A 25559-nucleotide genomic window follows, 5' to 3' on the forward strand; every position below is an offset into this window, starting at 1 on the left:
CCGGGTCGCGACGGGCGGACGCGCCGTTCCGCTGATCCCTGAAGGACTTACGGTCCAAAAGGATATCGCACTGCAAACATAGCAGGCTGGGGCTTACGGTAAAGGCGAGCCTTTGTCTAACGTCCTACTCCGAGGGAAGGATCGCGATCGAGATCGCGTTCTCCCTGGCGCCGCTGACCTGCAGCACGACGGGGCTCGCGCCGAGCTCATATTTCATGGTCTTGCGGATCCCGTCGCAATCGGTCGCGCCGCTGAACGCCTTGGGCTTGAGGAAGTGCCCGTCCTGCACCACGTCGACCCAGGCGCCGGCCGAAAGGCTGATGGTGTAGATCCCGGCCTTCGGCGCCTTCTTGATGCTGGTGAAGCCGGCAAAGGTGCCGTCCTTCGGCGCGCGTTCCGGCGGCGTGGGGAGCTTGGCATCGTTGGGGGCAACCAGCGCCAGCGTGATGCCGGTTGACGGCAACGCCGCCTGTTCGCTCCCCGACGCTAGCTTGGCACGGTCGGGTGCGCTGAGCGCGGCGCGCTCGCGATCGATCGGCCATTTGAACTTGTCGCAGCCGCTCGGCTCCTCCGCTGCGAAAGCGGGGACGGAGACGACCAACAGCAATGCGGCGAGGAGCGATTTGCGCATGTTTGTTTAATCCACTGCAATCATGACGTCGGAGGCCTTGATTACGACGGTCACCTTGCCGCCGGCCTTGATGCCGAGGTCGTCGACGGCTTCGTTGGTGATGGAGGATGTCATGACCTGGCCGCCGCCGATGTCGACGCGGATATGCGATGTGGTCGCACCCTTCTTGACGTCGACGACTGTGCCCTTGATCTGGTTGCGTGCACTGATGCGCATATTGATATCCTTCAACGTTGAACATCCCGTGCGTGACGACGGCCCGCATCGACGAATGTGGGGATGACGAAGATCAGCGGCCCTGATCGGCGGCTCGAACGCGCTTACGGCGCGACGATGCCCAAGTTTAGCGCATCTTGAGGGCGAAAGAAAACCCGGTAGCGGACGTTAGCGAGCCGTCGCATCGAACCCTATGGTTCACTCGTTCGCTTCCCCATGCAGGTTGATCTTGGCACCGTCCGTGTTCTCGAACGCGACGGTCACCTTGTTGTCGTCGAATGTCAGAGACCAGGTTTGGGTTTCACCGTGGCCCAAAATCCGGCGCTCGAGCGCGAACGTATGTTCGTTGACCCAGCGGCCCCTGGCGGCATTGATGCCGTAGGTCGCCGGTGGACTTGTCCGGAATGTACCATCGAGCCCCATCAGTCCCGTGAACCGCTCCTCGGGATGATCCGGCTTTCCGGTATCGGTGGTGATGACCCAGGAGGCATCCGACTCATGAAAGTTGAGAACGAAGGTCTTGATGTGAAGTGCGTTCGTGTCGAGTTGATAGGTCCGTCCCGAGACCGTCTTTGCCAGCTCGGGCGTACCGCCCAGCGCGGACGGGCGTTCCGTTGCGGCCTGACGGATCGATGCAGCGAGCAACGACGTCGCGATCCGGTCGGCGGGCAGGGCGGTATCGGACTTAACCGCGCTCGATATGTCGTCGATCAGGTGGGGAACCGAGTAATACTCGTCGTCCCGCAATATGCCGGTCATCACGGCGACGATATCCAGCTTCGGAAGCACCAGGATCAGTTGCGAATGGCGGCCGCGCGCCATGTAGGCGTCTTTCCCGGGAAGCGACCACCACAGGTTTCCATAGTGGAATCCGTACGTCGCCTGAACCGGGCCGGCCTTCGCTCTTTCGACCCATGATAACGGGATCAATTGTTTGCCATCCCATATTCCGTTGTGGAGATAGAGATAGCCGATCCGCGCCATATCGTGCGGCGCCAAATAGAGCCCGGCTTCACCATCGCTGATACCCTGGGCGTCAACGCGGCCCCACGCGGCGCTGGTAATGCCGAGGGGTGAGAACAGTTCCGTCTTGGCGAAGTCGAACGCGCTCTGCCCGGTCTTTCTGGTGATCAGGGCGGAGAGCACATATGGATTTCCGCTATTGTAGTAGAACTTGCTTCCGGGCGCATCCGACATCGGCTGGTCGAGCACGAACCTGGCCCGGTCCGGACTTCGATACATCTGCATGATGGTCTCATCCGGCGTGTAGGCCCTCTCCCGCCACTTGATCCCTGATGTCATGTCCAGCAGGTGCTGGACCGTCATCGCCCGCTTGATGTCATCATCGTTCGCAAAAGGCTTGTCGGAGAAGAAATCCAGAATGGCGTGATTTGCATTGTCCAGTTCACCGCGCTGGACTTCGATCCCAACCAGCGTTCCGACCACGCTCTTGGTCACTGACCTTAGGTCGTGGCTGATGCCGGCGACATAGGGAGCATAGAAGGCTTCCGCGACGATCCGTCCGTGCCGGATGATCATCAGGCTGTCTTGCTTGTAGGTGCCGACGTTTTCCACGAGCCGGGCAAGGTTCGCCGAATCCATGCCTTGTTCCTCAGGCGTCGAAACCGGCCATGACTGGGTCGGCCAGGGAATATCTGAAGAGAGGTTAGCCGGAGATCCCGGGTCATCGGCCGCGTTCGCGGGCGCATTCAACCCGGCGAAGCATTGCAGTGTCGCGATCAGGGCCGCCGTCATCGCAATTCTGAGAGGCATGTCGGCTCTCCGGTCGATGTTCGAAACTGTTGCTTTGGAAGAGCGATACTAGCCGAAGTTGCAGCAACAATGAATTGCCGTTGGTGAAAATCCGCCTCCGCGCCACTATTGCTTGGCGTCCGCCGCGTTCAGCACGGTTTTGCAGGCCGCCGGCAACTGCGCCAATGTTATCGGTGGACGCGGCTTCGGCGGTGTCGGCGCAGGCTTCGGATGCAACACCGAATCCTTGAACCAGTAAGCAAGATCGGACGGCTTGCAGCCCTCGTCTTCGGATTGCGGCTTCTGTCCCTCGCATGCGGGGCTGCCGGGCGGGCACCTGATGCGGATGTGGAAGTGGTAGTCGTGACCCCACCACGGCCTGATCTTCGACAGCCAGCTGCGGTCGCCCTTGGCCTCGCGGCACAGTGCTTTCTTGATCGCGGGGTTGACGAAGATGCGCTGCACGGCCGGTTCCTGCGCCGCGTCGCGGATGACAAGCAGATGACCCGGCGTGAAGACGCGCGGATCGACGTCGAGCCGGTCCTCGCGCACCATCATCACCGCCGACATCTCCTCGCGATCCTCGCGCGACAATCTGCGGTCGGGCATCGGCGTCAGCCAGATGTCGGCGTCGAGTCCGATCTGGTGACTGGCGTGCCCGGATAGCGCGGGGCCGCCGCGCGGCTGGCCGATGTCGCCGACCAGGATCCCGGGCCAGCCGGCATCCTTGTGCGCCTTGACCGACAGCCGCTTCAAGAGCGCGATCATGGCGGGATGACCCCAGTTGCGGTTGCGCGACAGCCGCATCACCTGCCAGGTATCGCCGTTGAGCGGCATCTGCTCGGCACCGGCGAGACAGCCCTTCGAGTAGGAGCCGATCGATTGCGTCGGCATCGCAGCGGGCAACACCTTGCGCGCGAACAATTCCCTGGCTCCGATCTTCGGATCGTTCGGGTTGGCGAGCGGCGGCAGCGGCTTGGGATTGACGGAGCCCTTGTCCTGCGCCCACGCGGACACGGTGCAGGCGACAAGGGCGGATAGCAGGAGCGGGATCAGAAGCAGGCGGGGTGTCATCGGATCACTCTGTCTGCGCAACGCTAACATGGATTTGATGCCGGCGGCCCGCACTGTCATCCCAATCGCTTGATCGCCCACGGTCGGCTTTGCGATCCACGGCACCAATGATCTCGCGCGTCTCGGCGGGCCGGCCTCGCATGGTTGCGTCCGCCTGCATCCGTCGCACGCCGCGGTTCTCTTTGGGCTCGTCGAGCGCAACGGCCGCGGCAACACGCGCATCGTGATCGAACTAGCCGTCCGTAGCGTACAGGATGGGTGAATCGCGTCGCGTCTTAACCGCGCGATAACCCTGTTACTCGCTGACACATATTGATGCGGCCGGCGCGATTTCAGCGCGTTCACTGTGCAATTGCGTCTCCGTTTACGCATTCCTCACCATGGACAGACGCGTCCGCCTGTGAATTTGCAGTGCCAGCCGCTTGCATGGCGTCGAGCACTCGCGCTGCGGGCGAATTCGCCTCCAAAGCAGGCAGGCCGCGAACATCAGCCCGACAGCGCTATTGGCCAATAGATACCAATTTTTCAGACACTTATCGCAGAAATGCCGCCGAACTGGAATGCTCGTGGGGCGTGCGATGCCGATGATGCGGCCGAAGAAAATCAAGAAATCGAAGCAGGCCAAAGTGTCCCGTCTCCGGGACCATCACGCCAAAGCCACGCCGAAATTTTCGGGCGGTTCGCGCCGCGCCGCTGCCGAAATCGGCGAGTTGGTGCGCCAGCGCGCGCAGGCCGAAGCGGCGATTGCGGATGCGCGCAAGTCCAACGAACTGTTGCGCGAGGCGATCGATATCCTGCCGCAGGGCATCGTGTTTCTGGACTCCGAGGGCCGCTACATCCTCTGGAACAAGAAGTATTCCGAAATCTACCAGCGCAGCTCCGATCTGTTCGAATACGGCGCGCGTCTGGAAGACACCATTCGCATCGGCGTCGAGCGCGGCGATTATCCGGAGTCCAGTGGCCGCGAGGAGGAGTGGATCGCCGAGCGGCTCGAGAGGATGTATCAGCCGGGCGCGCGGCATGAGCAAGTGCTGGCCGATGGCCGCGTCGTCCTGATCGAGGAGCGGCTGACCTCGGATGGCGGCATCGTCGGCCTGCGTGTCGACATCACCGAACTGAAGCAGCGCGAGGCGTCGTTCCGCCTGCTGTTCGACGGCAATCCGGTGCCGATGATCGTGTGCGCGCTCGATGGCGAGCACATTCTCAGCGTCAACGATGCGGCGATCGCCCATTACGGCTACGCGCGCGCCGAGTTCGAGAAGCTGACGATCAAGAGCCTGCAGGCGTTCGATGCCGAACTGCCCTGGGCCGCCGGGCGCAGCAGCGACGAGCAGGCGGCGCGGACCTGGAAGCACGTGCGCGCCGATGGCACGCTGATCGATCTCGCGATCTATTCGCGCCAGCTGATGCACGGCGACCAGCCGGCAATGCTGCTCGCACTGATGGACATCACTGAGCGCAAGCGCGCCGAGGCGCGGCTTGCCTTCATGGCGCAGCATGACGGCCTGACCGGCCTGCCGAACCGCAATCTGCTGCGCCAGAAGATGGACGAGATGCTGCTGCATACCCGCCGCAGCTCGGACAAGGTCGCGGTGCTGATGCTCGGGCTCGACAATTTCAAGGCGGTCAATGACACGCTCGGCCATGGCATCGGCGACAAGCTGCTGCGCGGCGTGTCCAAGCGCCTGCGCTCGACCTTGCGCGACGAGGATGCGCTGGCCCGCCTCAATTCCGATGAGTTCACGATCGTGCAGAGCGACGTGGTGCGGCCCGAGGACGCGGTGCTGCTCGCCAAGCGCATCCTCGAGGCGATCAGCAAACCCTATCTGCTCGAAGGACATTCGGTGGTGATCGGCGCCAGCATCGGCATCGCGATGTCACCCGGCGACGGCGAGGATTCGGAAAAGCTGTTGAAGAGCGCCGACATGGCGTTGTCGCGCGCCAAAAGCGAGTTCCGCGGCACCTTCTCCTTCTTCGAGGCGGAGATGGATGCCCGCGCCCAGGGCCGGCGCAAGATCGAGATCGATCTGCGCGATGCGATCCAGAACGAAGGCCTGCGACCGTACTATCAGCCGCTGATCGATCTTGCGAGCGGGCGCTTTACCGGCTTCGAGGCCCTGGTGCGCTGGCCGCATCCGGAGCGCGGCATGATCTCGCCCGGCGAGTTCATTCCAGTGGCCGAAGAGACCGGTCTGATCAACGCGCTGGGCGCGCTGATGTTGCATCGCGCCTGCATGGACGCGGCGCAGTGGCCGGATGACGTCCGGGTCGCGGTCAATTTGTCGCCGCTGCAATTCCGCACCGGCAATCTGCTGCCGCTGGTCACCGACGCGCTGAAGCGATCCGGCCTGCCGGCGCGGCGGCTCGAGCTTGAGATCACCGAGACGCTGCTGCTCGAGAAGAGCAGCCAGGTGCTGGCCACGCTGCATGCGCTGCGCACCCTCGGAGTGCGCATTTCGATGGATGATTTCGGCACCGGCTATTCGAGCCTGAGCTATCTGCGCAGCTTCCCCTTCGACAAGATCAAGATCGACCAGTCCTTCGTGCGCGACCTCGGCTCCAACCGCGATGCGCAGGCGATCGTGCGTTCGATCATCAGCCTCGGCATGGGACTTGGCGTCACCATCACCGCGGAGGGTGTCGAGACCGAATCGGAGCTGAGCTGCCTGCGCGCCGAAGGCTGCCACGAGGGCCAAGGCTTCCTGTTCAGCCGTGCCCGGCCGAACACCGAGATCGTCAGCCTGCTGCGGGCCCAGCGCGGCACGGAGACGGAATCGGCGCTGGTGGCGTAGCGGACCGCCTACGTCACTTTCTTGTTCAGATGATAGGTCAGCGCGAGCGCCACGCAGTGGCGCAGCGCGTTTCGGGCGTAAGGTAGCTCGGTCCCCTCATTTCAGCGTCTCTTCGAGTGCGCCGACTCCCTTGGTCGCTTTCGCAGTGCCGAAGATCAGCCGGCGGAGCGCCAGCAGTTTTGTCTTGATGGGCGCAGGATACGCGCCGAACAGCATATCAGCTGAATCCGGATTGCCCGGGCGCGGCTTTCGTGTCACATGAGCGGTCGATTTGTTCATCAGTCGGGCCATGGCTGCTCAGTCGGGCCATGGCTGCTCTGCGGGCATTCCTTCCCGACAAATTAGTCCACCTGACGATGCAGCGGAAGCCCGCGGTTGAACCTTCGCCGTCGCCGCCTCGTCTCAAGGATGAGCGGGACGCAAGAGTGGGATGAGCCCGATGAGTGTTGATGCCACCGTTCCACCTGTCGCAGCGGCGCCGCCGCTCTTTGCGCGGTTTTCGCGCCGCTTTCGCGGCATCTTCATCGATTGGGCTATCACACTCGTGGTGATTTTTGGCGCGTTGTTGGTGGTGTCCACGATCGCGGCCGATTCCATATCGCGTGCGCTCGGGATCGCGGTGATCGCGGCGCTGCTGCTTTACGAACCGGTTTTGGTGTCGTTCACCGGGGGCACCGTTGGACATCATCTTACCAACCTTCGCGTCGTCGATGATGCGACCGGAGGCAATCTCGGTTTCCTGAAGGCGTGCGCGCGGCTTCTGATCAAGGGTCTGCTCGGCTGGTACTCGTTCGTGATTATCGCGGCAACGCGCCGCAACCAGGCGATCCACGATCTGGTGACGCGGTCGACCGTACAGATCCGCGATCCCGCGCAAGCGCGACCTGGTCAATTTGTTACGGAACGAATCGAGCCGGCAGCGGCACGCATGCCGGCGCCCTGGGAGCGCGTATTGGCGATATTCATCTATCTCGTGCTCACATTTGTCTTCATTGCCGCGCTCGACTCGATCGTGAGCGTCGGCCTGATGTCGGCCCGTTGCACCAACCTCGATTATTGCCGAGGGGTGCAGAAGGTCATCGAGCTTGTCCTCGACATTGGACTGCTGTTGGCGATGGTCGCCATCATCGCGCAGGGTTGGAGAGGCAAATTATACGGTGCGCGGGTCCGCCGCGCGTCACGATGACAGCGCTTTCAAGATCATAGCGCCCGCTATCAGCGCGGCACCGGTTTCGAGGCCTTGTTGGCTGCCAGCGTTGGTGCCGCCGTCGCCCGCTAGCGTGTCGACGGCGGAACGGCCAGATTGCCGGACAGGATCGCCTTGCCGGCGTCCTCGTACTGGGTGTCGCGCGCCTGGATCTGCTGCGCGATCGCATGCATGTCGCGGAAGCGCCGCTCGAACGGATTCTTCGCGAACACGGCTGTGGCGCCCGACATGTGATAGGCGATGTCGACCACTGAGGCCGATTGATGGATGGTCCAGGTCGAGGCGATCCGGATCGCGATGCGATGGGCCTCGCTGACGGGGTCGCCGTGCGACAAATCGTGCCAGACCTCATGTGCTGTCGCGTATAGATAGGCGCGGGCGGCACGCAGGCTCGCCTCGGTGCGGCCGATCAGGCCCTGCACGGCATTGTTGTCGCGCATGGCCTTCATGCCTTGCGGTGTCTTGCCGCGTGCCAACTCGGTCGCCGCATCCAGCATGGCGCGGGCGACGCCGAGCGAGGTCGCGGCAAAGCCCATGCTGAACACCATGTTGGTCGACAGTTTGTAGAGCGGTCCCGGCTCGCGGACCGCTGCGAGATCGTCGCGAGGCGCCGAGAATTGCTCCGGGATAAAGAGGTTCTCGACCGAATAGGAATCTGTGCCGGTACCCTTCAGCCCGATCACGTCCCAGACGTCGTACATCGTGGCTGAACTCATCGGGAACAGGATGGTGCGGATCTCCGGCGAGCCGTCGGCCTTCTTGCGCTGTGAGCCGTCCGCCTCGACGACGCGGACGTGGGCGCCGAGCCAGCTCGCCTGCCGCGACCCGGAGGCAAAGTCCCAGCGTGCGCTCGCGCGATAGCCGCCGGGCTCGGCGCGAACCTCGTGGGCGATGGCGCCCCAGGCCAGGATGCCGGGCGCGGTGTTGAAGATCTCGTTGGCGGCATCGGGTTCGAGATAGGCCGCGGTCATAGCGCAGACGCTGCACTGGCCGAGGCACCAGGCGGTCGACGCGTCGGCCTTGGCGACCTCCTCCTGCATCTGCATGAACACGTCGAGCGGCGCCTCGGCGCCGCCAAAACTCTTTGGCAGCAGCGCGCGATAGAGGCCATTCTCGACGAGAGCTGACGTGACGGCCGGCGTCAGCCGCCGCGTCCGTTCGATCTCATCGGCTTCATTTGATATCAGCGGCGCCAACGCGCGCGCCCGCTCGACGAGGTCGAATCCCTGCGGCTTGTTCATGCGTTTCCTCTGCCCCTTTTCGCGTTCTTGTTGGGCGGGTTACGTAATGGTGGCGCATCCGGCGGGAGAGGGCAAGGTGGGATGACACCGTTGCAGATCAGCCATTCAGGGCCACGTCCGCAACCTGGAAGACGGTCAAGCAGCGCAGCCGATCGTCAGCGATCGCCCTTCAGCAGTGCCAGTCGCGTGTCCGCGCTCCGGAGCTGCTAGCCGCAGTTCCAGGCGCGGCCGATCGGCGTCCAGGTCCAGCACGGGCCGTAGCTGCCGCCATTGTAGCGCCCGCCGCCATGGAAGCCGGGCCGGCCGAAGTAATACTGGTCGTCACCGTACCAGTAGGTCGGCGAGTAATCCGGATAGCCGCGGGCGGCGCCCCGCGGACCGAGGATCGGAACGCTGTCGAAGGGCGGCTGGCGGTAGCCGGGCAGGAAGCCATAGCCATGCCAATGGGCACCGTGCCGCTTCTTTGCTGAGGCGGCTGAGCTCAGGTCCGGTGCGAGCAACAGGACAATAACGATCGAGAAAGTGAGGATGCGCGACATGGGTCGAAGCATAATCGGCTCGCCCTTCAATGGCGATTCAAATCGAAGTGCGTTTCACGTGAGACACGAATAGACATCGAAGGTGCGACAGTGGGCCGGCGCCTCAGCTATCCACCTTCAGCGCGGCAATAAAAGCTTCCTGCGGGATGTCGACCTTGCCGAACTGCCGCATCTTCTTCTTGCCTTCCTTCTGCTTCTCCAGAAGTTTGCGTTTGCGCGTGATGTCGCCGCCGTAGCATTTCGCGGTGACGTCCTTGCGCAGCGCGCGGACGGTTTCGCGGGCGATCACCTTGCCGCCGATCGCCGCCTGGATCGGGATCTGGAACATGTGCGGCGGGATCAGCTCCTTCATCTTCTCGACCATGGCGCGGCCGCGGCCCTCGGCGCGGGTCCGATGCACCAGCATCGACAACGCATCGACCGGTTCGTTGTTGACGAGGATCTGCATCTTGACGAGATCGGCCGGCTTGTAGTCGGTGAGGTGGTAGTCGAACGAGGCGTAGCCCTTGGAGACCGATTTCAGGCGGTCGTAGAAATCGAACACGACTTCGTTGAGCGGCAGATCGTATTTCACCATGGCGCGGGAGCCGACATAGGTGAGCTCCTTCTGGGAGCCACGGCGGTCCTGGCACAGCTTCAGCACGCTGCCGAGATATTCGTCCGGGGTGAGGATGGTGGCCTCGATCCACGGCTCCTGGATCTCGGCGATCTTGACCACGTCGGGCATGTCGACGGGATTGTGAATGGAGATCTCCTGCCCATCGGTCAGACGCATCTTGTAGATCACGCTCGGCGCGGTCGCGATCAGATTGAGGTCGAACTCGCGCGACAGACGTTCCTGGATGATCTCCAGATGCAACAACCCAAGGAAGCCGCAGCGGAAGCCGAAACCGAGCGCGGCCGACGTCTCCATCTCGTAGGAGAAGCTTGCATCGTTGAGGCGCAGTTTGCCCATCGCCGCGCGCAAGGTTTCGAAATCATCGGCGTCCGCGGGGAACAGGCCGCAGAACACCACGGGAATGGCCGGTTTGAAGCCCGGCAGCATCTCGGTGACCGGCTTCCTGTCGTCGGTGATGGTATCGCCGACACGGGTGTCGGCGACTTCCTTGATCGCCGCGGTAATGAAGCCGATCTCGCCGGGGCCGAGTTCGTCGACCTGCTCCATCTTCGGCGTGAAGAAGCCGACGCGCTCGACGTCATAGGCAGCACCCGTGCCCATCATGCGGATGCGGCTACCCTTCTTCATCGTGCCGTCGACAACGCGAATGAGCACGACGACGCCGAGATAGACATCGTACCAGCTGTCGACCAACAGCGCCTTCAGTGTCGCGTCGCGGTCGCCCTTGGGCGGCGGCAGGCGGGTGACGATCGCCTCCAGCACGTCTGATACCCCCAAGCCGGTCTTGGCCGAGATCATCACCGCGTCGGACGCGTCGATGCCGATCACATCCTCGATCTGCTGCTTGATCTTTTCGGGTTCGGCGGCCGGCAGATCGATCTTGTTGAGCACCGGCACGATCTCGTGGCCGGCGTCGAGCGCGTGGTAGACATTGGCGAGCGTCTGCGCCTCGACGCCCTGGCTGGCGTCGACCACGAGCAGGGAACCTTCGCACGCTGCCAGCGACCGCGAGACTTCGTAGGCGAAGTCGACATGGCCGGGCGTGTCCATCAGATTGAAGATGTAATCCTTGCCGTCCTTGGCGCGGTAATTGAGGCGCACGGTCTGCGCCTTGATGGTGATGCCGCGCTCGCGCTCGATATCCATCGAATCGAGCACCTGCTCCTTGCCCGCCATTTCGCGATCCGTCAGCCCGCCCGTCATCTGGATCAGGCGGTCGGCCAGGGTCGATTTGCCATGGTCGATATGGGCGACGATGGAGAAGTTGCGGATGTTCGAAATCAGGGCAGTTGTCATGGGGCGCGGGATAGCATCCGCACCCCGGAGCGGCAACCAAATTGCGGTATTTTGCAGGGGTGTGACGGCGAATCAGCTCCGCCTTGCCATGAGTCTGTCGTGATCGGCTTTCGGGCACGGTTCGGCCAGGTTTGGCGTTCACGCCAAGCTGATTTCACTGCCGCGAAAAACGCGCTACGCACTGACCATGTCGACTGCCTCATATCTGCCCACCGCATCACGCGCCAAGCGCAAGCTGTCGCTTCGGCGGACCGCCGCATGGCTCGTCTCGCGTGCGACCGATCCCAAGGCCGGCCTGTGGCTCGTGATCGGATTCGCGCTGGTCCATACGGTGCTGTGGACGCTGATCCTGACCAAGCTCAAGGCTGCGCAGGACGTTCATATGGACGTCGCGGAGGCCTATGCCTGGGGTCAGCGCTTCCTGCTCGGCTATGGCAAGCATCCGCCGCTGTCGGGTTGGATCGCCGGCGTCTGGTTCAGAATATTCCCGGTCACCAACTGGTCGACCTACGCGCTCGCGATGGCGACCGTCAGCTTCGCGATGGTCGTCTGCTGGCTGATTGCGCTGCGCGTCGTCGATCGCCGCCGCGCGTTCTTCATGGTGGTGGTGCTTGCACTCTACCCGATCTTCAACTTCAAGGGCTTCAAGTACAATGCCGACCTCGTGCAGCTCGTGCCGCTGCCGCTGTTGGTGCTGGCCTATCTGAATGCGTTCGAGAAGCGCAGCGTGAAATCGGGCCTGTTGCTCGGCTTTGCCGGTGCGCTGGCGCTGATGGCCAAATACTGGGTGCTGACGATGATCGGCGCCATCGGGCTCGCCGCACTGATCCATCCGCAGCGGCTGCAATTCCTACGCTCGCCGGCGCCGTGGGTTGCGATCGGCACGATGGTCGTGGCGATGATCCCGCATCTGGTCTGGCTGGAGGAGGTGAACTTCCAGCCGCTCACCTATGCCGGCGACGTCTATGCGCTGTCGAGCCGCGCGCTCAACGTCCAGCTCGTGATCGGCTATATCGGGCACAATCTCGCGCTGCTCGCCGCACCGGTCCTGCTCGGCCTGCTCGCGCTGTCAGTAAGCTCGCTGTCGTGGCGGCCAGCGCGAATATGGTCGCGTGAACGTTCGCCGGGCGTCAATCTCCCGCAGGCGCTCAACATCTGGATGGTGCAACTCATCGTCGCGGTCGGGCCGCCGCTCGGCGCGCTGGCGTTCACGGTCTACATCAAGACCGATTGGGGCATCCCGCTGTTCTTCCTGGTGCCGCTGGCGCTGGTCGCGATCCCCTCGTTGCGGGTGCCGCGGATGGCGCTGTTTGCGATCACGGCGCTCTGGTTCGTGGTCACGGTCGGCACGCTGTTCGCCGCGCCCTGGATCGCCAGGCAGGAGATGGCGTCCAGCCACAACGGCGCCTCGACCTATGCCGCGCGGTCGGAGCTTGCGCGGGACCTGACTGAGACCTGGCAGGCCAAATTCCATTCGCATTGGGCGGTCGTCGCCGCGCGCTCCGATATCAGCGAACCGATCACGTTCTACAGTCCGGACCATCCGGCGGCGATCACGCCGGGCGAAGTCTCGTCCGGACTGACCTCGCTCGACGAAGCCAGGCGTTACGGCTTCATCGGCATCTGCGACACCACCGATCCGGACTACCTGAAGCCGTGCGAGGCGTGGATGGCGGAGCACGCCAAGGATGCCGAGCAAGTGGTGATGACCACGCAGCGCTTCTTCCAGGGCCATCCCGGCCCGTCGACGGTCTGGAAGGTCTATCTGGTGCCGCCGGCGAAGTAGCGCCGCATCGTGACGCGCGCCTGGAGCGTGACGAGTTTTGGTCGAATCGTTTCGCGGCGGTTTCAGTTCACCTCTCCCCGGCGGGGAGAGGTCGGCGCGAAGCGCCGGGTGGGGGCTCTTGCTTCTCGATAGACCCTAACCCCTCACCCGATTTGCTGCGCAAATCGACCTCTCCCAAGGGAGAGGTGAACCTTCGTCGCCGCTCCAGCTCGACCTTATCTCATAATTCTTTGGAGCATGATCCGGAAAAGTGTGAAGCGGTTTTCCGAAAAGACCATGCTCAAAACAAGAAGCTAAAGCGCGATGACGATTCAACCCAATCTCATCGCGCTTTACGTGCCTTCTTCGTTGAACTTGCTCGCGACGAGCTCGGCGATCGCATCCAGCGCGGCCTGGGCTTCGGGGCCGGTCGCGGAGACCACGACGGTGGTGCCGGGGCCGGCGGCGAGCATCATCAGGCCCATGATCGAGGTGCCGCCGACGGTCTCGCCGCCGCGGGTGACCCAGATCTCGGCGTTGAAGCGTTCGACCATCTGGACGAATTTGGCCGACGCCCGCGCGTGCAGGCCGCGCTTGTTGACGATCAGAAGCTCACGGGAAATGGCGCTCGCCGGCACGCTCGGGCCGATTTCATTCGCGCCCGAAGCCTCGTCGCTCATTTGCCTGCGAGGACGCGGCTGGCGATGGTGACGTATTTGCGGCCGGCTTCCTGGGCCATTGCGATCGCATCGGGCAACGAGCGCTCCTCGCGAACCTTGGCAAGCTTGACCAGCATCGGAAGATTGATGCCCGCGAGCACTTCCACCTTCGGGCGGCTCATGCAGGAGATCGCAAGGTTGGACGGCGTACCGCCGAACATGTCCGTGAGGATGGCGACGCCGTCGCCGCTGTCGACGCGATTCACCGCTTCGATGATGTCGCTTCGACAGAGATCGGAGTCGTCCTCGGCTCCGATCGTAATTGCTTCAATTTGTTTCTGCGGACCCATTACGTGTTCAAGCGCTGCCCTGAACTCGTCGGCAAGGCGCCCATGGGTCACCAGCACTAGACCAATCATTGGAAACTCCTCGCGGGCGCTCTTTGGTGCACCGCACGAACGCGCCACTTTGACCATCCAGAGGCCCCGCGCAAGGGGGCATCTTGGCTAGTCTCCCTGATCCTGGCGGTAGAGAGGGGAGGCTGCGCCGACCAAATCGGACGCGATAGTGGAGGTGATATGGTTACCATTTCCCTTCGCACAATCGGCCGCAAGATTACGGGAATATGAACTTTGAGTTGTCGTCAGCGCTGCGACAACTAGCGGCAGGGGCTGGAAACCGGCTCCAACCGGAATTCGAGGTACTAAAACACCATTTATATGGATTCGGAGTGCCTCCGGCGGCGGCAGCCGTTCTGCGTCGTCGGCGGCAAGATCAACGACCAGTCCCACCACAGCCTCCGCGGCGAAGGCGCAGCGGCGGATTCCGAGGCCGCGAATCTCGATCAAGCCGGCCAATTCGCGCGCCGGGCGAACCCACAATTGTTCGCCGGCTGTGTCGAGATAGACACGGTCGTCGCCCACCAAAATGGCTGGCGGAAGCTGTCCGGCGCGTCCAGCGAGAATCAGATCGAACGCCAGGCGCGACTTGCCGGCGCCCGAGGGCCCCCGGATCAGTACAGCACGCTCGCCGACCAGGATGGCGGAGGCGTGCACGCTTGCCTTGCCGCTCATCACGCCGGCAACCTCACCACGAAGCGCGCGCCGGCGACCGTCGGCTGGCCGTCGTCGTCGGCCGGGCCCGGACGATTTTCCGCCCAGATGCGCCCGCCATGCGCCTCGATGATCTGCTTGGAGATCGAGAGGCCGAGACCGGAATTCTGGCCAAAGCCCTGGTGCGGCCGGTCGGTGTAGAAGCGCTCGAAGATCCGTTCCAGCGCATCGACGCCGATGCCGGGTCCATCATCGTCGACAATGATCTCGATCTCACCGCGGACGCGGCGGCAGATGATGCGCACCTTGCCGCCGGGCTTGGAAAACGACTGCGCATTCGACAGCAGGTTCGAGATCACCTGGCCGAGCCGTGAATCATGGCCGGGGACCGAGAACGTGTCGGTCGCTCCGCGGCCCTCGAAGCGGGCTTCGACCGCGACGTCGTGGCCGAGCCGGGTTTCGTTGGCAACGCTGGCCAGGGTCGCCAGTAGCCGGCGCAGATCGACCGGCGCCATGTCCTGCCGCTGCAATTCGGCATCGAGGCGGCTTGCGTCCGAGATGTCGGAGATCAGCCGGTCGAGCCGCTTGACGTCGTGCTCGATCACGGCAAGCAGCCGCGCGCGGCTGTTCTCGTTGCGCGCCAGCGGCAGCGTCTCGACCGCCGAGCGCAGCGAGGTCAGCGGATTCTTGAGTTCGTGCGCGACGTCGGCGGCGAACATCTCGATCGCCTCGATGCGGCTGTACAGCGCGTTCGTCATGTCGCGCAACGTCCCCGAAAGATGGCCGATTTCGTCGCGGCGCCCGGTGAAGTCGGGAATCTCGACGCGGGTCTGGATGCGGCGGCGGACGCGTTCGGCGCCGTCGGCGAGCCGCCGCACGGGACCGGCGATAGTGCTCGCGAGCAAGAGCGACAGCATGATCATGACGGCGGAGGCGACGCCGCCGATCTTGAGGATGGCGAGGCGCTCGGACATCACCATCTGGTCGATGTCGTCGCCCTGCGTGGTCAGCATCAGCGCGCCGCGCACAGCCCGGAAATGCTGCACCGGGACCGCGACCGACACCACCACCGCGCCGCGCTCGGTGACACGCACCATACTGCTGTTCAGGCCCTCGAGCGACTGCGCGACTTCCGGATAGCCCTTGCCGCCCTCCGGCCCGAGCTCGCGGTAGATCGGCAGGTCGCCGCGGTTGAACCAGGTCTTGATCGCGATCTTGGTCTTCTCATACAGCGACGGTATTTCCGACGGCGGGGGCAGCTCGAAGCGCAGTACGTCGCCGCGCGCGAACAAATTGCGGCTGTCGAGGATCAGCCCGCCGTCGCGGTCGAAAATGCGCGCCCGCGTCTTGGTCGGCGCGATCAGGCGACGCAGGATCGGCGCGACGCGCTCGGGGTTGATCGGGAAATCCGCCGATTCATCCGGCTGGCCGAAGCTCTCGCCGGGCTTGAGGTCGAGCAGCCGATCGGGATCGATGGTGACGGTATTGCCTTCGACGGTCGCCGAGGCCGCAATCGCCTCCGAGATGATCTCGGCATAGACCATCAGGCTCTGCGTACGCGCCTCGATCAGCCCGGCGCGGAACTGTGAGAGATAGAGGATGCTTGCGACCAGCGCCACGAGGCCGGCGAGATTGAGCGAGACGATGCGGCGCGTCAGGCTTGAGAACGACAGCGCGAAGAAGAACTGGCCGGCGCGGCGCAGCCAGCCGAGCGGGCGGCGCCAGCCCCTGTCGCGCGACTCGAAAGTCACGAGATCTTGGGCCACCAGATCTTGGGCCACGAGGTCCTGATCGGCGGACTGCGACGTGTCCTCGCTGTTCAGGCCCTGTTGAGGCTGCGTTCGGTCAAGCACAGGCAAAACTGCCGGTTGGTTTGGATGTCGTCCCGCAAAGCATATTGTTGCCCGCGCGAGCTTACGCAATCGCGCGGGCCGTGTCAGTTAACAAGCCGTCCGGAAAGCGCAGATCAGGCTTCCTTGAAGCGATAGCCGACGCCGTACAGCGTCTCGATCATCTCGAAGTCGTCGTCGACCACCTTGAACTTCTTGCGCAGCCGCTTGATGTGGCTGTCGATGGTGCGGTCGTCGACATAAACTTGGTCGTCATAGGCCGCGTCCATCAGCGCGTTGCGGCTCTTCACCACGCCGGGGCGGGTAGCCAGCGCCTGCAGGATCAGGAATTCGGTTACCGTCAGCGTCACCGGTTCGTTCTTCCAGGTGCAGGTATGCCGCTCCGGGTCCATCCGCAGCAGGCCGCGGTCGAGCGCGCGGGCGTCGGGCTCCTTCGGCGGAGCGGTCGGATCCTTGGGCTGGCCGCGGCGGAGCACGGCCTTGACGCGTTCAACCAGCAGGCGCTGGGAGAATGGCTTGCGGATGAAATCGTCGGCGCCCATTTTCAGGCCGAACAATTCGTCGATTTCTTCATCCTTGGAGGTGAGGAAAATCACCGGCAGGTCGGACTTCTGGCGCAGCCGCCGCAGCGTCTCCATGCCGTCCATGCGCGGCATCTTGATGTCGAGGATGGCAAGGTCGGGCGGCGAGGTGCGAAACCCATCCAGCGCCGACGCTCCGTCCGTATAGGTCATGATACGATAACCTTCGGCTTCGAGCGCGATCGAGACGGAAGTGAGAATGTTGCGGTCGTCGTCGACCAAGGCGATTGTGGGCATGTTCTGCTTTCACAATGAGAGTGGCTTAAACGGCGGGCATTCCACCAACGCGCCGGGTAAATGGGCTTCGAACGCGGTCAACGAGCAATGCAAGCTGGGCTGAAGTGTGACCGAGTTCCGCAAAAACTCTTTTGCGGTCGAGGCGTTCCACCCCCATATAGCACCCTGCCACCGGGAGAAAAGGTCCTTTTTGCAGCAAAAAAGAGCCCATTCTGCAACAGGATGACGTGACAGGCCGATGCAACCGACCACCGATTTCGATCCCGCTCGCTTGGCCCGTTCGCTGCTGCGCCGCAGCCGCCAGGGCGCGCTCGCCACGCTGATGGCTGGTAGCGGCGACCCTTATTGTTCCCTGGTCAATCTGGCCAGTCATCCGGATGGTTCGCCGATTCTGCTGATCTCGCGGCTGGCGCTGCATACCAGGAATCTCCTGGCCGACAGCCGGGTGTCGCTGATGCTTGACGAGCGTGTTGACGGCGATCCGCTGGAGGGTGCCCGGATCATGCTCGCGGGGCGGGCGGAACAGGCAGCGGATGGCGAGCGGGAACTGGTGCGCCGGCGCTATCTCAGCGCCCATCCATCGGCGGAAGCCTTTGTGGAATTTGAGGATTTCTCCTTTTTTCGGATCCGGCCGACCGGCGCCCATCTGGTCGCCGGATTTGGCCGCATCGTCGACCTCAAACCTGAGCAGTTTTTGATCGATTTGGGGGATGCCGCAGACCTGCTGGAGGCCGAGCCGGGCGCGGTGGCGCATATGAATCAGGACCATCGGGAGGCCATGAACCTGTACGCCACGCGTCTCCTTGGCGCGGAAAGTGCGGATTGGGCCTGCACCGGCTGCGATCCTGCTGGCATGGATATGCAGGCCGATCGCACGACGTTGCGGCTCGATTTTCCCGAAAGGGTCACCGATGGCACCGGACTGCGAAAGATGCTGGTCCGCCTCGCCGGCGAGGCCCGCGCGAAAGGCTAATCCGAAGGGCTGATCTCCCGGCCTTGAACGGGCGTCACCGCTGCCGCCACCGATGGGCCGCGCTGCGAGGCATGACGTCGCGCGGCAATTACAGCTTGCGCGATCATTGAAGCGGCGATTTTCGCGTCGTGGTTGTTGCCAATGGTAGCGCTGCCAAAACCCATCGACCGCGCGCAACCGCCCTATGTTCGCACGCTCATCAAACGCGTCGCGGAACCTTCGCCGATGCCGGGCATTCAGAGATAGCCATTCGACCTCGACGATGGCGTGTTGATCTCGGGCGAGGTTGTACGGCTGAAGATCGACGCCGATTGGGATCGTGTCATCTGCGCGCCACACGATAGAAGCCGACATGCCAAGCAGCGATGCGCTGCAACATGCAGCGCTGGTCGATCTCAGCGGCGTACTATCGTCACGCAATGCATACCCGGCATTCCGAGTATCTGTTGCTCCGACCGCGGGCCGTTGGCTGGCACCGTTTGTGCATCGCAGTGTCCTGATTTCAGGGAGAGCAGCGGCCCCACGTCCAGTCTCTCCTTTGAAAACAACAGGAAAGCGAAAGCAAAGCGAAACGGTGCCGCGTTGCGGTATTTGCCTCAGATGATGTGCTTGCCTTGGAATAAACCAAAACCCGGTCGAGTAGCTTGGCAAGCCCGGCGATCCCCACTATTAGGTCGCCGGACTGAGGCCGGAAGGCTATATTTAACAGGCGGTCACCGCGTCGGGGCGCGTTTAGCGACATTCGCGCGAACAAGGATACGCGGGTTCGAGGAGGTTCTTCGTGCAAGAAACGGGCGTGTATAACGGTGCCTTCGGTGCCGATAAATTCGGCTTAAAAAATCTCAAGGGCGTGCACTGGAATTACGGCGCGCCGCAGCTCTACGAGCATTCGCTCCGCAGCGGCGAAGCGGTGCTGTCGGCCGATGGCGCGCTCTGCGCGGATACCGGTGAATTCACCGGCCGCAGTCCGAAGGACAAGTTCACGGTTCGTGACGGCCTGACCGACAAGTCGATGTGGTGGGCTGGCAACCAGTCGATCACCTCGGAGCAGTTCGCCACGCTCTATGCCGACTTCCTCAAGCATGCCGAAGGCAGGACGCTGTTCGCGCAGGATCTCTACGGCGGCGCCGATCCGACCCACCGCATCAAGACCCGCGTCTTCACCGAACTCGCCTGGCACTCGCTGTTCATCCGCACGCTGTTGATCCGCCCCGAGGCCTCCGAGCTTGCGGGCTTCGCGCCGGAGCTCACCATCATCGACCTGCCGAGCTTCCGCGCCGATCCGAAACGCCATGGCTGCAAATCGGAGAACGTCGTCGCCATCGATTTCGCCCGCAAGATCGTCCTGATCGGTGGTTCCTATTATGCCGGCGAGATGAAGAAGAGCGTGTTCACCACGCTGAACTTCTATCTGCCCGAGAAGGGCGTGATGCCGATGCACTGCTCGGCCAATGTCGGCCCCGACGGTGATACGGCGATCTTCTTCGGGCTATCAGGCACCGGCAAGACCACGCTCTCGGCCGACCCGAAGCGCACGCTGATCGGTGACGACGAGCATGGCTGGAGCGAGGACGGCGTCTTCAATTTCGAAGGCGGCTGCTACGCCAAATGCATCAAGCTGTCGGCCGAAGCCGAGCCGGAAATCTATGCCGCCAGCAAGCGCTTCGGCGCCGTGCTGGAAAACGTCGTGCTCGATGCCAATACCCGCGCGCCCGATTTCGACGACGGCTCGAAGACCGAGAACACCCGCTCGGCCTATCCGCTCGATTTCATTCCGAACGCCTCGCGCACCGGCCGCGCGCCGCATCCGAAGAACGTGGTGATGCTGGCCGCCGACGCCTTCGGCGTGATGCCGCCGATCGCCAAGCTGACGCCGGCGCAGGCGATGTATCACTTCCTGTCCGGCTACACCGCGAAGGTCGCCGGCACCGAGCGCGGCCTCGGCAACGAGCCGCAGCCGGAATTCTCGACCTGCTTCGGTTCGCCGTTCCTGCCGCGCGATCCGTCGGTCTACGGCAACCTGCTGCGCGAGCTGATCGCCAAGCACAATGTCGATTGCTGGCTGGTCAACACCGGCTGGACCGGCGGCAAGTACGGCACCGGCCGCCGCATGCCGATCAAGGTCACGCGCGCACTGCTCACCGCCGCGCTGAACGGCTCGCTCCGCAACGCCGATTTCCGCACCGACAAGTATTTCGGCTTCGCGGTGCCGACCTCGCTGCCGGGCGTCGAGCCGCACATTCTCGATCCGATCAAGACCTGGGCCGACAAGGCCGAGTTCGACAAGACCGCGCGTGCGCTGGTCGGCATGTTCCAGAAGAACTTCGCCAAGTTCGAAGCGCAGGTCGACGCCGACGTCCGCGCCGCCGCGCCGGAAGTGAAGCTCGCGGCGGAGTAAGCGCTGAAGCGAGCGAATGGCGAGTAGCGAATGGGCGCTCGCCAGCTTCGCTATTCGCTACTCCCTATTCGCTACTCGCCGATATCAGGCAATACCGCGTTGCTCGGCGTCTGGCGGTCGGTGATCTGCAGCCCGAACAGGCTGCCGATCAATTCGACCGCGACGCGCGCGGTGCGGCCGCGCTCGTCGAGGAAGGGATTGAGCTCCACGATATCGAGCGAGCGCACCAGCCCGGAATCGTGCAGCAGCTCCATAATGAGATGGGCTTCCCGATAAGTCGCGCCGCCCGGCACGGTGGTGCCGACGCCGGGCGCCACTGAAGGATCGAGGAAGTCGACGTCGAACGAAACGTGGAGCACGCCGTTCTTCGCTCTGACGCGGTCGATCACGCGTCGCGTCAGCACCGCGACGCCGAACTCGTCGATTTGGCGCATGTCCGCAATCGAGACGTTGCGTTGCCGCAGCAGTTTGCGCTCCAGCGGATCGATCGAGCGCGCGCCGATGATATCGAGCTGGTCGGGCGGGATCGTTGCGCGCGGCAGCCCGCCGAGCAGATCGTCGAATCCCTCTTCGCCGCACAGGAACGCCGCCGACATGCCGTGCATGTTGCCGGTCATGGTGGTGGCCGGCGTGTTGTAGTCGGCATGCGCATCGACCCACAGCGCGAACAGCGGCCGGCCCTTCTCCTGCCAGTAACGCGCGACGCCGTTGATGGAGCCCATCGACAATGAGTGGTCGCCGCCCATGAAGATCGGAATTGCACCGGAATGCGCTAGCCAGTAGGCGCGTTCGGAGAGCGCGCGGGTCCAGGTCTTCACCTCGTCGTAGAATTTCGTGTTGGCCGGCACGGGTCCGTCGGTGACGACGGCCGGGATCGCCAGGTTGCCGTGATCGTCGACCTGGAAGTCCAGCTGCTCGAGCAGGCGCGCGATCCCCGCCGTGCGCAGCGCATCCGGTCCCATCAGCGGGCCGGGCTGCGACGCGCCGATCTCGATGGGAATGCCAAGCAGCGCGATGCGCGAGGGTCTGAACGTGTCGGCTTCGGACATGCGGCAGGGCTCCTACCTCGCTCGAACACTCTACGCCTTGAAATACGCGATTTGCGTCGTGGTGGCGAGCAGCCGGCCGGACGGCGACCACAATTCGCCGTGTTGGTCACCGTAGCTCTTGTGGAAAATCCTGGCGTCGGCCACGGCGAGCACGCGCGTGGTGTCTTCTGCGTCAAGGTCGGCCGCATCGACATGGAAATAGGTCGTCAGCGACACCGTGCCGAACGGCACCAGCTCGCGCCGCGCATGGAACACACGTCCGAAAAAGGCGTCCGACATCGACATCAGCGACAATGCATCGACCTTGCGCGGCACCCGGTCGGCCATCCAGAGCTTCGAATAGGCGCTCAGCGGCGCCTTCGCCGCGCCGCCCCCGAGCTTCGGGTCGCCTTCGACGAAGCGGAAGTCGTACTGGTTGGCCCAGGTCATCGCGACCTTTGGATAGGGCAGGGTCTGCTCGAATGGCGTCGCGCCGGGATACTCGGCCGGCTGGTGCGACCATGACGGCCGGCGCTCGGCGAACACGGCGGTGGCCAGCGTCGCGACCTCGCCGCGGCCCTGGGTCATCTCGACCGACCAATGCTGGCTCGACCGGTTGGCCTTCACCAGGCGGAGGTCGAGGTCGAAGATGCCTTCCGCGATCGGCGCGCAATAATTGACCGTTAGCGCCAGCGGATCGCCGGCGCGCTGCGGATGCTGCATCAAGGCCCGCAGGATCGTCGCGGCGGTGCAGCCGCCGAACGGGCCGACGAAGGCCCAGTAGTCCGGGCTGGTCCGCCCCTGCCAGCGGCTGTCGCCGGCCGTGATCGCGGTGGCCTCGTCGAAAAGGTGCGGGGTCTTGGTGAGCATGAAAGTCCTTCAATGCAAATTCGCTCCGCCGTCATTGCGAGGAGCGTGAGCGACGAAGCAATCCATCTATCCATCCGTACGCGCGGCGCGATGGATCGCTTCGCGGCGCCTGCCGTCCGGCGGCGCTTCGCGCCGACCGGATGGCTCGCAATGACGACGTGGATGCCGTCGGCAATATCGCGGGCTACCGCGCCGAATTCAATGACGTCCGACGTCATCGATTTCCGTGCCCCGGGATTACCGCTTGTTACCCCTTCGCCTCGCGCTGGACGCCGACAACGGGCGGCGCGGTCGGGTGCACCGGCACGTGCCAGATGTCCTCGGCATATTCGCGGATCGTGCGGTCCGAGGAGAACCACGGCATCCGCGCGACGTTGAGGATCGAGGCGCGGGTCCAGGCCGGGATCACCTGCCAGCGCGCGTCGATGCCGCGCTGTGCGTCGTAGTAGGACTCGAAATCGGCCGAAACCATGTAGTGATCGAGGTAGCGCAGCGCATGCCCGATCGAGGCGAAGCGGGCGGCATCGCCGGGCGAGAACTCGCCGCTCTCGATGGCGCGGATCGCGCGCTCCAGCCGTGGCGATTTGCGGATCACGTCGCTGGCATCCAGCCCCTGCTTGCGGCGGACCATGACGTCACCGGCTTCCATGCCGAAGATCGCGATGTTCTCAGGCTGGACCCAGTCGCGGATCTCGATATTGGCGCCATCGAGCGTGCCGATCGTCAGCGCACCGTTGAGCGCGAGCTTCATATTGCCGGTGCCGGAAGCCTCCATGCCCGCGGTCGAGATCTGCTCGGAAAGGTCGGCGGCCGGGATGATCACTTCGGCGAGGCTGACATTGTAGTCGGCGAGGAAGACGACCTTGAGCCGTCCCGCCAGCAGCGGATCATTGTTCACGACCTCGCCGACGTCGTTGATCAGCTTGATGATCAGTTTTGCATAACGGTAGCTCGCCGCCGCCTTGCCCGCGAAAATTTTCACGCGCGGCACCCAGTTGGCCTGCGGCTCGTCCTTCATCGCGTGGTACAGCGCGATCGTCTCCAGGATGTTGAGCAGTTGCCGCTTGTATTCGTGGATGCGCTTGATCTGGACGTCGAACAGCGCCGACGGATCGACCTTGATGTTGTTGCGTTCGCCGATCAGCCGCGCCAGCGCCAGCTTGTTGTGGTGCTTGACGTCGCGGAAGCGTTGCTGGAATTCGATGTCGCTCGAGTGGGTCTCGAGCCGCTCCAGCAGCGAGAAGTCGTCGAGCACGGCCTCGCCGCAGGTCTCGCGTAGCAGCGCGGTCAGCCTCGGATTGGCCAGCATCAGCCAGCGGCGGAAGGTGATGCCGTTGGTCTTGTTGGTGATGCGCGACGGATAGAGATGATGGAGGTCGTGGAACACGGTCTCCTTCATCAAGTCGGAATGCATCGCCGAGACGCCATTGATGCGGTGCGAGCCGACGAAGGCGAGCTGGCCCATTCGCACCCGGCGGCCGCTTCGTTCGTCGATCAGGGACACCGAGGCGCGATACTCGATGTCGCCGGGGCAGCGCTCCTCGGCGAGCGCGAGATGCTGCACGTTGATCCGGTAGATGATCTCGAGATGCCGCGGCAGCAGCCGCTCGAACAGCTCGACCGGCCAGGTCTCCAGCGCCTCCGGCAGCAGCGTGTGGTTGGTATAGGACAGCGTCGCGACCGTGATCTTCCAGGCCTCGTCCCAGCGGAAATTGTGCAGGTCGACCAGAATGCGCATGAGCTCGGTGACGGCGAGGCTCGGATGGGTGTCGTTGAGCTGCACGGCGGCCTTCTGCGACAGGTTGCGCAACTGGCCGTCGGCGGACAAATGCCGGTTGATCAGATCCTGCAGCGAAGCCGAGACGAAGAAATATTCCTGGCGCAGCCGCAACTCGCGGCCCGCGGCGCTCTCGTCGTTCGGATAGAGGAATTTGCAGATCGCTTCGGCGCGCGCCTGCTCGGCGCTGGCCGAGACGTAGTCGCCGGTGTTGAAGACGTCGAGCCTGAGCGGATCGGGCGCATGCGCCGACCACAGGCGCAGCGCGTTGACGTGCTGGCCGCGCCAGCCGACGATCGGCGTGTCATAGGCCATCGCTTCCACGGTTTCCGCGGGCGTCCAGGTGGCGCGATCGCGGCCGTGGTCGTCGACATGGTCGACGTGGCCGCCGAAATGGACCTGGTAGACCACCTCCGGCCGCTGGAATTCCCAGGGGTTGCCGAACGCGAGCCACTCGTCGGGATATTCCTGCTGCCAGCCTTGATTCATGATCTGGCGGAACAGGCCGAAATCGTAGCGGATGCCGTAGCCGATCGCGGGGATGGCAAGCGTTGCCATGCTCTCCATGAAGCAGGCGGCGAGGCGGCCGAGACCGCCATTGCCAAGCGCCGCGTCCGGCTCGCATTTGCGCAGGTCCGAGAGGTCGACGCCGAGATCGCCGAGCGCAGCCTCGAACACCGGCAATAATCCCATATTGTTCAGCGCGTCGGTGAACAGGCGGCCGATCAGGAATTCGAGCGAGAGATAATAAACGCGCTTGGAGCCGGCGTCGTAGCTCTGCTTCTCCGCGGTCAGCCAGCGATGCACGATACGGTCACGCAGCGCCAGCGCAGCCGCCTTGTACCAGTCGCGCCGGGTCGCCATGCCCGCGTCCTTGCCGATCGCAAGCCTGAGCTTGGCGAGGATCGCGCTCTTGATTTCGCCCAGCGCCAGTTCGTCGACCGGCTGGTTCAGTGCCGGATAGTTTGTTTTTTCCTGCAACGCGCCAATCCCCACCATTTA

At 63.6% G+C, this 25559-nt stretch carries 21 protein-coding genes and 1 pseudogene; 6 read left to right on the forward strand and 16 right to left on the reverse strand.

From position 1 onward, the window contains the following. Positions 1–124: 124 nt before the first annotated feature. From ACP2YO_RS04290 to mepA, 4 genes are all read right to left on the reverse strand, one after another. Positions 125–631: a hypothetical protein gene (locus ACP2YO_RS04290; protein WP_426439369.1), complete on the reverse strand. Its 507-nt coding sequence runs from the start codon at positions 629–631 to the stop codon at positions 125–127. Positions 632–637: 6 nt separating this feature from the next. Further along, positions 638–847 (reverse strand): TOBE domain-containing protein, encoded by a 210-nt coding sequence (locus ACP2YO_RS04295; RefSeq protein WP_426439371.1) that lies wholly within the window; start codon positions 845–847, stop codon positions 638–640. A 198-nt stretch (positions 848–1045) separates the two neighbouring features. Next, on the reverse strand, positions 1046–2620 hold the full coding sequence (locus tag ACP2YO_RS04300; protein WP_426439373.1) for a serine hydrolase domain-containing protein: 1575 nt from the start codon (positions 2618–2620) through the stop codon (positions 1046–1048). Positions 2621–2725: 105 nt separating this feature from the next. Then, positions 2726–3673 carry a penicillin-insensitive murein endopeptidase gene (gene mepA, locus ACP2YO_RS04305; RefSeq protein ID WP_426439375.1) on the reverse strand — a complete coding sequence of 316 codons (948 nt, stop codon included), beginning with the start codon at positions 3671–3673 and terminating at the stop codon, positions 2726–2728. A gap of 85 nt (positions 3674–3758) precedes the next feature. Here mepA and ACP2YO_RS04310 point away from each other — a divergent pair. Both ACP2YO_RS04310 and ACP2YO_RS04315 read left to right on the forward strand, forming a co-directional pair. Then, a pseudogene (locus ACP2YO_RS04310) lies at positions 3759–3935 on the forward strand (L,D-transpeptidase); the annotation flags it as partial. 316 nt (positions 3936–4251) lie between these two features. After that, entirely contained in the window at positions 4252–6465 is a 2214-nt protein-coding gene (locus ACP2YO_RS04315) for a putative bifunctional diguanylate cyclase/phosphodiesterase (protein ID WP_426439377.1), read from the forward strand. Positions 6466–6561: 96 nt separating this feature from the next. Here ACP2YO_RS04315 and ACP2YO_RS04320 read toward each other — a convergent pair whose 3' ends face one another. Then, the gene (locus ACP2YO_RS04320) at positions 6562–6744 is read right to left on the reverse strand and encodes a hypothetical protein (protein ID WP_426439379.1); all 183 of its coding nucleotides are present in this window, start codon (positions 6742–6744) and stop codon (positions 6562–6564) included. A 160-nt stretch (positions 6745–6904) separates the two neighbouring features. On the opposite strand from ACP2YO_RS04320, the gene ACP2YO_RS04325 reads away from it, so the two are divergent. Beyond that, a complete protein-coding gene (locus tag ACP2YO_RS04325) occupies positions 6905–7651 on the forward strand; it encodes an RDD family protein (protein ID WP_426439381.1) in 747 nt (248 codons plus the stop codon). Between the two features lie 89 nt (positions 7652–7740). Here ACP2YO_RS04325 and ACP2YO_RS04330 read toward each other — a convergent pair whose 3' ends face one another. The 3 genes from ACP2YO_RS04330 to lepA all read right to left on the reverse strand — a co-directional run bounded on the left by ACP2YO_RS04330 (position 7741) and on the right by lepA (position 11367). After that, positions 7741–8913 (reverse strand): acyl-CoA dehydrogenase family protein, encoded by a 1173-nt coding sequence (locus ACP2YO_RS04330; protein ID WP_426439383.1) that lies wholly within the window; start codon positions 8911–8913, stop codon positions 7741–7743. 206 nt (positions 8914–9119) lie between these two features. Next, positions 9120–9452, reverse strand: coding sequence for a hypothetical protein (locus ACP2YO_RS04335; RefSeq protein ID WP_426443055.1), 333 nt, complete (start codon positions 9450–9452; stop codon positions 9120–9122). A 103-nt stretch (positions 9453–9555) separates the two neighbouring features. Then, positions 9556–11367: a translation elongation factor 4 gene (gene lepA / locus ACP2YO_RS04340; RefSeq protein ID WP_426439385.1), complete on the reverse strand. Its 1812-nt coding sequence runs from the start codon at positions 11365–11367 to the stop codon at positions 9556–9558. 187 nt (positions 11368–11554) lie between these two features. Here lepA and ACP2YO_RS04345 point away from each other — a divergent pair, with 187 nt between their 5' ends. Next, the gene (locus ACP2YO_RS04345; RefSeq protein ID WP_426439387.1) at positions 11555–13153 is read left to right on the forward strand and encodes a glycosyltransferase family 39 protein; all 1599 of its coding nucleotides are present in this window, start codon (positions 11555–11557) and stop codon (positions 13151–13153) included. A 332-nt stretch (positions 13154–13485) separates the two neighbouring features. On the opposite strand, the gene ACP2YO_RS04350 is transcribed toward ACP2YO_RS04345, so the two are convergent. The 5 genes from ACP2YO_RS04350 to ACP2YO_RS04370 all read right to left on the reverse strand — a co-directional run bounded on the left by ACP2YO_RS04350 (position 13486) and on the right by ACP2YO_RS04370 (position 17511). After that, positions 13486–13812, reverse strand: a complete 327-nt coding sequence (locus ACP2YO_RS04350) for an HPr family phosphocarrier protein (RefSeq protein ID WP_426439389.1) — start codon at positions 13810–13812, stop codon at positions 13486–13488. Further along, positions 13809–14210, reverse strand: coding sequence for a PTS sugar transporter subunit IIA (locus tag ACP2YO_RS04355; RefSeq protein WP_021076632.1), 402 nt, complete (start codon positions 14208–14210; stop codon positions 13809–13811). Before ACP2YO_RS04355 ends, ACP2YO_RS04350 begins: the two co-directional genes overlap by 4 nt. A gap of 87 nt (positions 14211–14297) precedes the next feature. Then, a complete protein-coding gene (locus tag ACP2YO_RS04360; protein WP_426439392.1) occupies positions 14298–14864 on the reverse strand; it encodes an HPr kinase/phosphorylase in 567 nt (188 codons plus the stop codon). Continuing rightward, complete coding sequence (locus tag ACP2YO_RS04365; protein WP_426443056.1) at positions 14864–16609, reverse strand: stimulus-sensing domain-containing protein; 1746 nt, start codon at positions 16607–16609, stop codon at positions 14864–14866. The genes ACP2YO_RS04360 and ACP2YO_RS04365 overlap by 1 nt, the downstream gene beginning before the upstream one ends. 200 nt (positions 16610–16809) lie before the next feature. Then, entirely contained in the window at positions 16810–17511 is a 702-nt protein-coding gene (locus tag ACP2YO_RS04370; RefSeq protein ID WP_066503115.1) for a response regulator transcription factor, read from the reverse strand. 238 nt (positions 17512–17749) lie between these two features. Here ACP2YO_RS04370 and ACP2YO_RS04375 point away from each other — a divergent pair, with 238 nt between their 5' ends. Beyond that, the gene (locus ACP2YO_RS04375) at positions 17750–18484 is read left to right on the forward strand and encodes a HugZ family protein (RefSeq protein WP_426439395.1); all 735 of its coding nucleotides are present in this window, start codon (positions 17750–17752) and stop codon (positions 18482–18484) included. A 781-nt stretch (positions 18485–19265) separates the two neighbouring features. Beyond that, positions 19266–20882, forward strand: coding sequence for a phosphoenolpyruvate carboxykinase (locus ACP2YO_RS04380; protein ID WP_426439397.1), 1617 nt, complete (start codon positions 19266–19268; stop codon positions 20880–20882). Between the two features lie 71 nt (positions 20883–20953). On the opposite strand, the gene rocF is transcribed toward ACP2YO_RS04380, so the two are convergent. The 3 genes from rocF to ACP2YO_RS04395 all read right to left on the reverse strand — a co-directional run bounded on the left by rocF (position 20954) and on the right by ACP2YO_RS04395 (position 25538). Then, a complete protein-coding gene (gene rocF / locus ACP2YO_RS04385) occupies positions 20954–21931 on the reverse strand; it encodes an arginase (RefSeq protein ID WP_426439399.1) in 978 nt (325 codons plus the stop codon). A 30-nt stretch (positions 21932–21961) separates the two neighbouring features. Further along, complete coding sequence (locus ACP2YO_RS04390) at positions 21962–22780, reverse strand: acyl-CoA thioesterase (RefSeq protein WP_426439401.1); 819 nt, start codon at positions 22778–22780, stop codon at positions 21962–21964. Positions 22781–23027: 247 nt separating this feature from the next. Further along, complete coding sequence (locus ACP2YO_RS04395; protein WP_426439403.1) at positions 23028–25538, reverse strand: glycogen/starch/alpha-glucan phosphorylase; 2511 nt, start codon at positions 25536–25538, stop codon at positions 23028–23030. Between the last annotated feature and the right edge of the window lie 21 nt (positions 25539–25559).

The organism is Bradyrhizobium genosp. P (assembly GCF_049949265.1).
GTDB lineage: Bacteria > Pseudomonadota > Alphaproteobacteria > Rhizobiales > Xanthobacteraceae > Bradyrhizobium.

Bases quoted from the DNA above. Each gene is read 5' to 3' on its own strand.
- ACP2YO_RS04325 (WP_426439381.1), top strand. From the start codon at position 6,905: ATGAGTGTTGATGCCACCGTTCCACCTGTCGCAGCGGCGCCGCCGCTC.
- ACP2YO_RS04370 (WP_066503115.1), bottom strand. From the start codon at position 17,511: ATGCCCACAATCGCCTTGGTCGACGACGACCGCAACATTCTCACTTCC.
- mepA (WP_426439375.1), bottom strand. From the start codon at position 3,673: ATGACACCCCGCCTGCTTCTGATCCCGCTCCTGCTATCCGCCCTTGTC.
- ACP2YO_RS04350 (WP_426439389.1), bottom strand. From the start codon at position 13,812: ATGAGCGACGAGGCTTCGGGCGCGAATGAAATCGGCCCGAGCGTGCCG.
- ACP2YO_RS04335 (WP_426443055.1), bottom strand. From the start codon at position 9,452: ATGTCGCGCATCCTCACTTTCTCGATCGTTATTGTCCTGTTGCTCGCA.
- rocF (WP_426439399.1), bottom strand. From the start codon at position 21,931: ATGTCCGAAGCCGACACGTTCAGACCCTCGCGCATCGCGCTGCTTGGC.
- ACP2YO_RS04330 (WP_426439383.1), bottom strand. From the start codon at position 8,913: ATGAACAAGCCGCAGGGATTCGACCTCGTCGAGCGGGCGCGCGCGTTG.
- ACP2YO_RS04345 (WP_426439387.1), top strand. From the start codon at position 11,555: ATGTCGACTGCCTCATATCTGCCCACCGCATCACGCGCCAAGCGCAAG.
- ACP2YO_RS04355 (WP_021076632.1), bottom strand. From the start codon at position 14,210: ATGATTGGTCTAGTGCTGGTGACCCATGGGCGCCTTGCCGACGAGTTC.
- ACP2YO_RS04360 (WP_426439392.1), bottom strand. From the start codon at position 14,864: ATGAGCGGCAAGGCAAGCGTGCACGCCTCCGCCATCCTGGTCGGCGAG.
- ACP2YO_RS04390 (WP_426439401.1), bottom strand. From the start codon at position 22,780: ATGCTCACCAAGACCCCGCACCTTTTCGACGAGGCCACCGCGATCACG.
- ACP2YO_RS04320 (WP_426439379.1), bottom strand. From the start codon at position 6,744: ATGAACAAATCGACCGCTCATGTGACACGAAAGCCGCGCCCGGGCAAT.
- ACP2YO_RS04295 (WP_426439371.1), bottom strand. From the start codon at position 847: ATGCGCATCAGTGCACGCAACCAGATCAAGGGCACAGTCGTCGACGTC.
- ACP2YO_RS04375 (WP_426439395.1), top strand. From the start codon at position 17,750: ATGCAACCGACCACCGATTTCGATCCCGCTCGCTTGGCCCGTTCGCTG.
- lepA (WP_426439385.1), bottom strand. From the start codon at position 11,367: ATGACAACTGCCCTGATTTCGAACATCCGCAACTTCTCCATCGTCGCC.
- ACP2YO_RS04300 (WP_426439373.1), bottom strand. From the start codon at position 2,620: ATGCCTCTCAGAATTGCGATGACGGCGGCCCTGATCGCGACACTGCAA.
- ACP2YO_RS04290 (WP_426439369.1), bottom strand. From the start codon at position 631: ATGCGCAAATCGCTCCTCGCCGCATTGCTGTTGGTCGTCTCCGTCCCC.
- ACP2YO_RS04315 (WP_426439377.1), top strand. From the start codon at position 4,252: ATGCCGATGATGCGGCCGAAGAAAATCAAGAAATCGAAGCAGGCCAAA.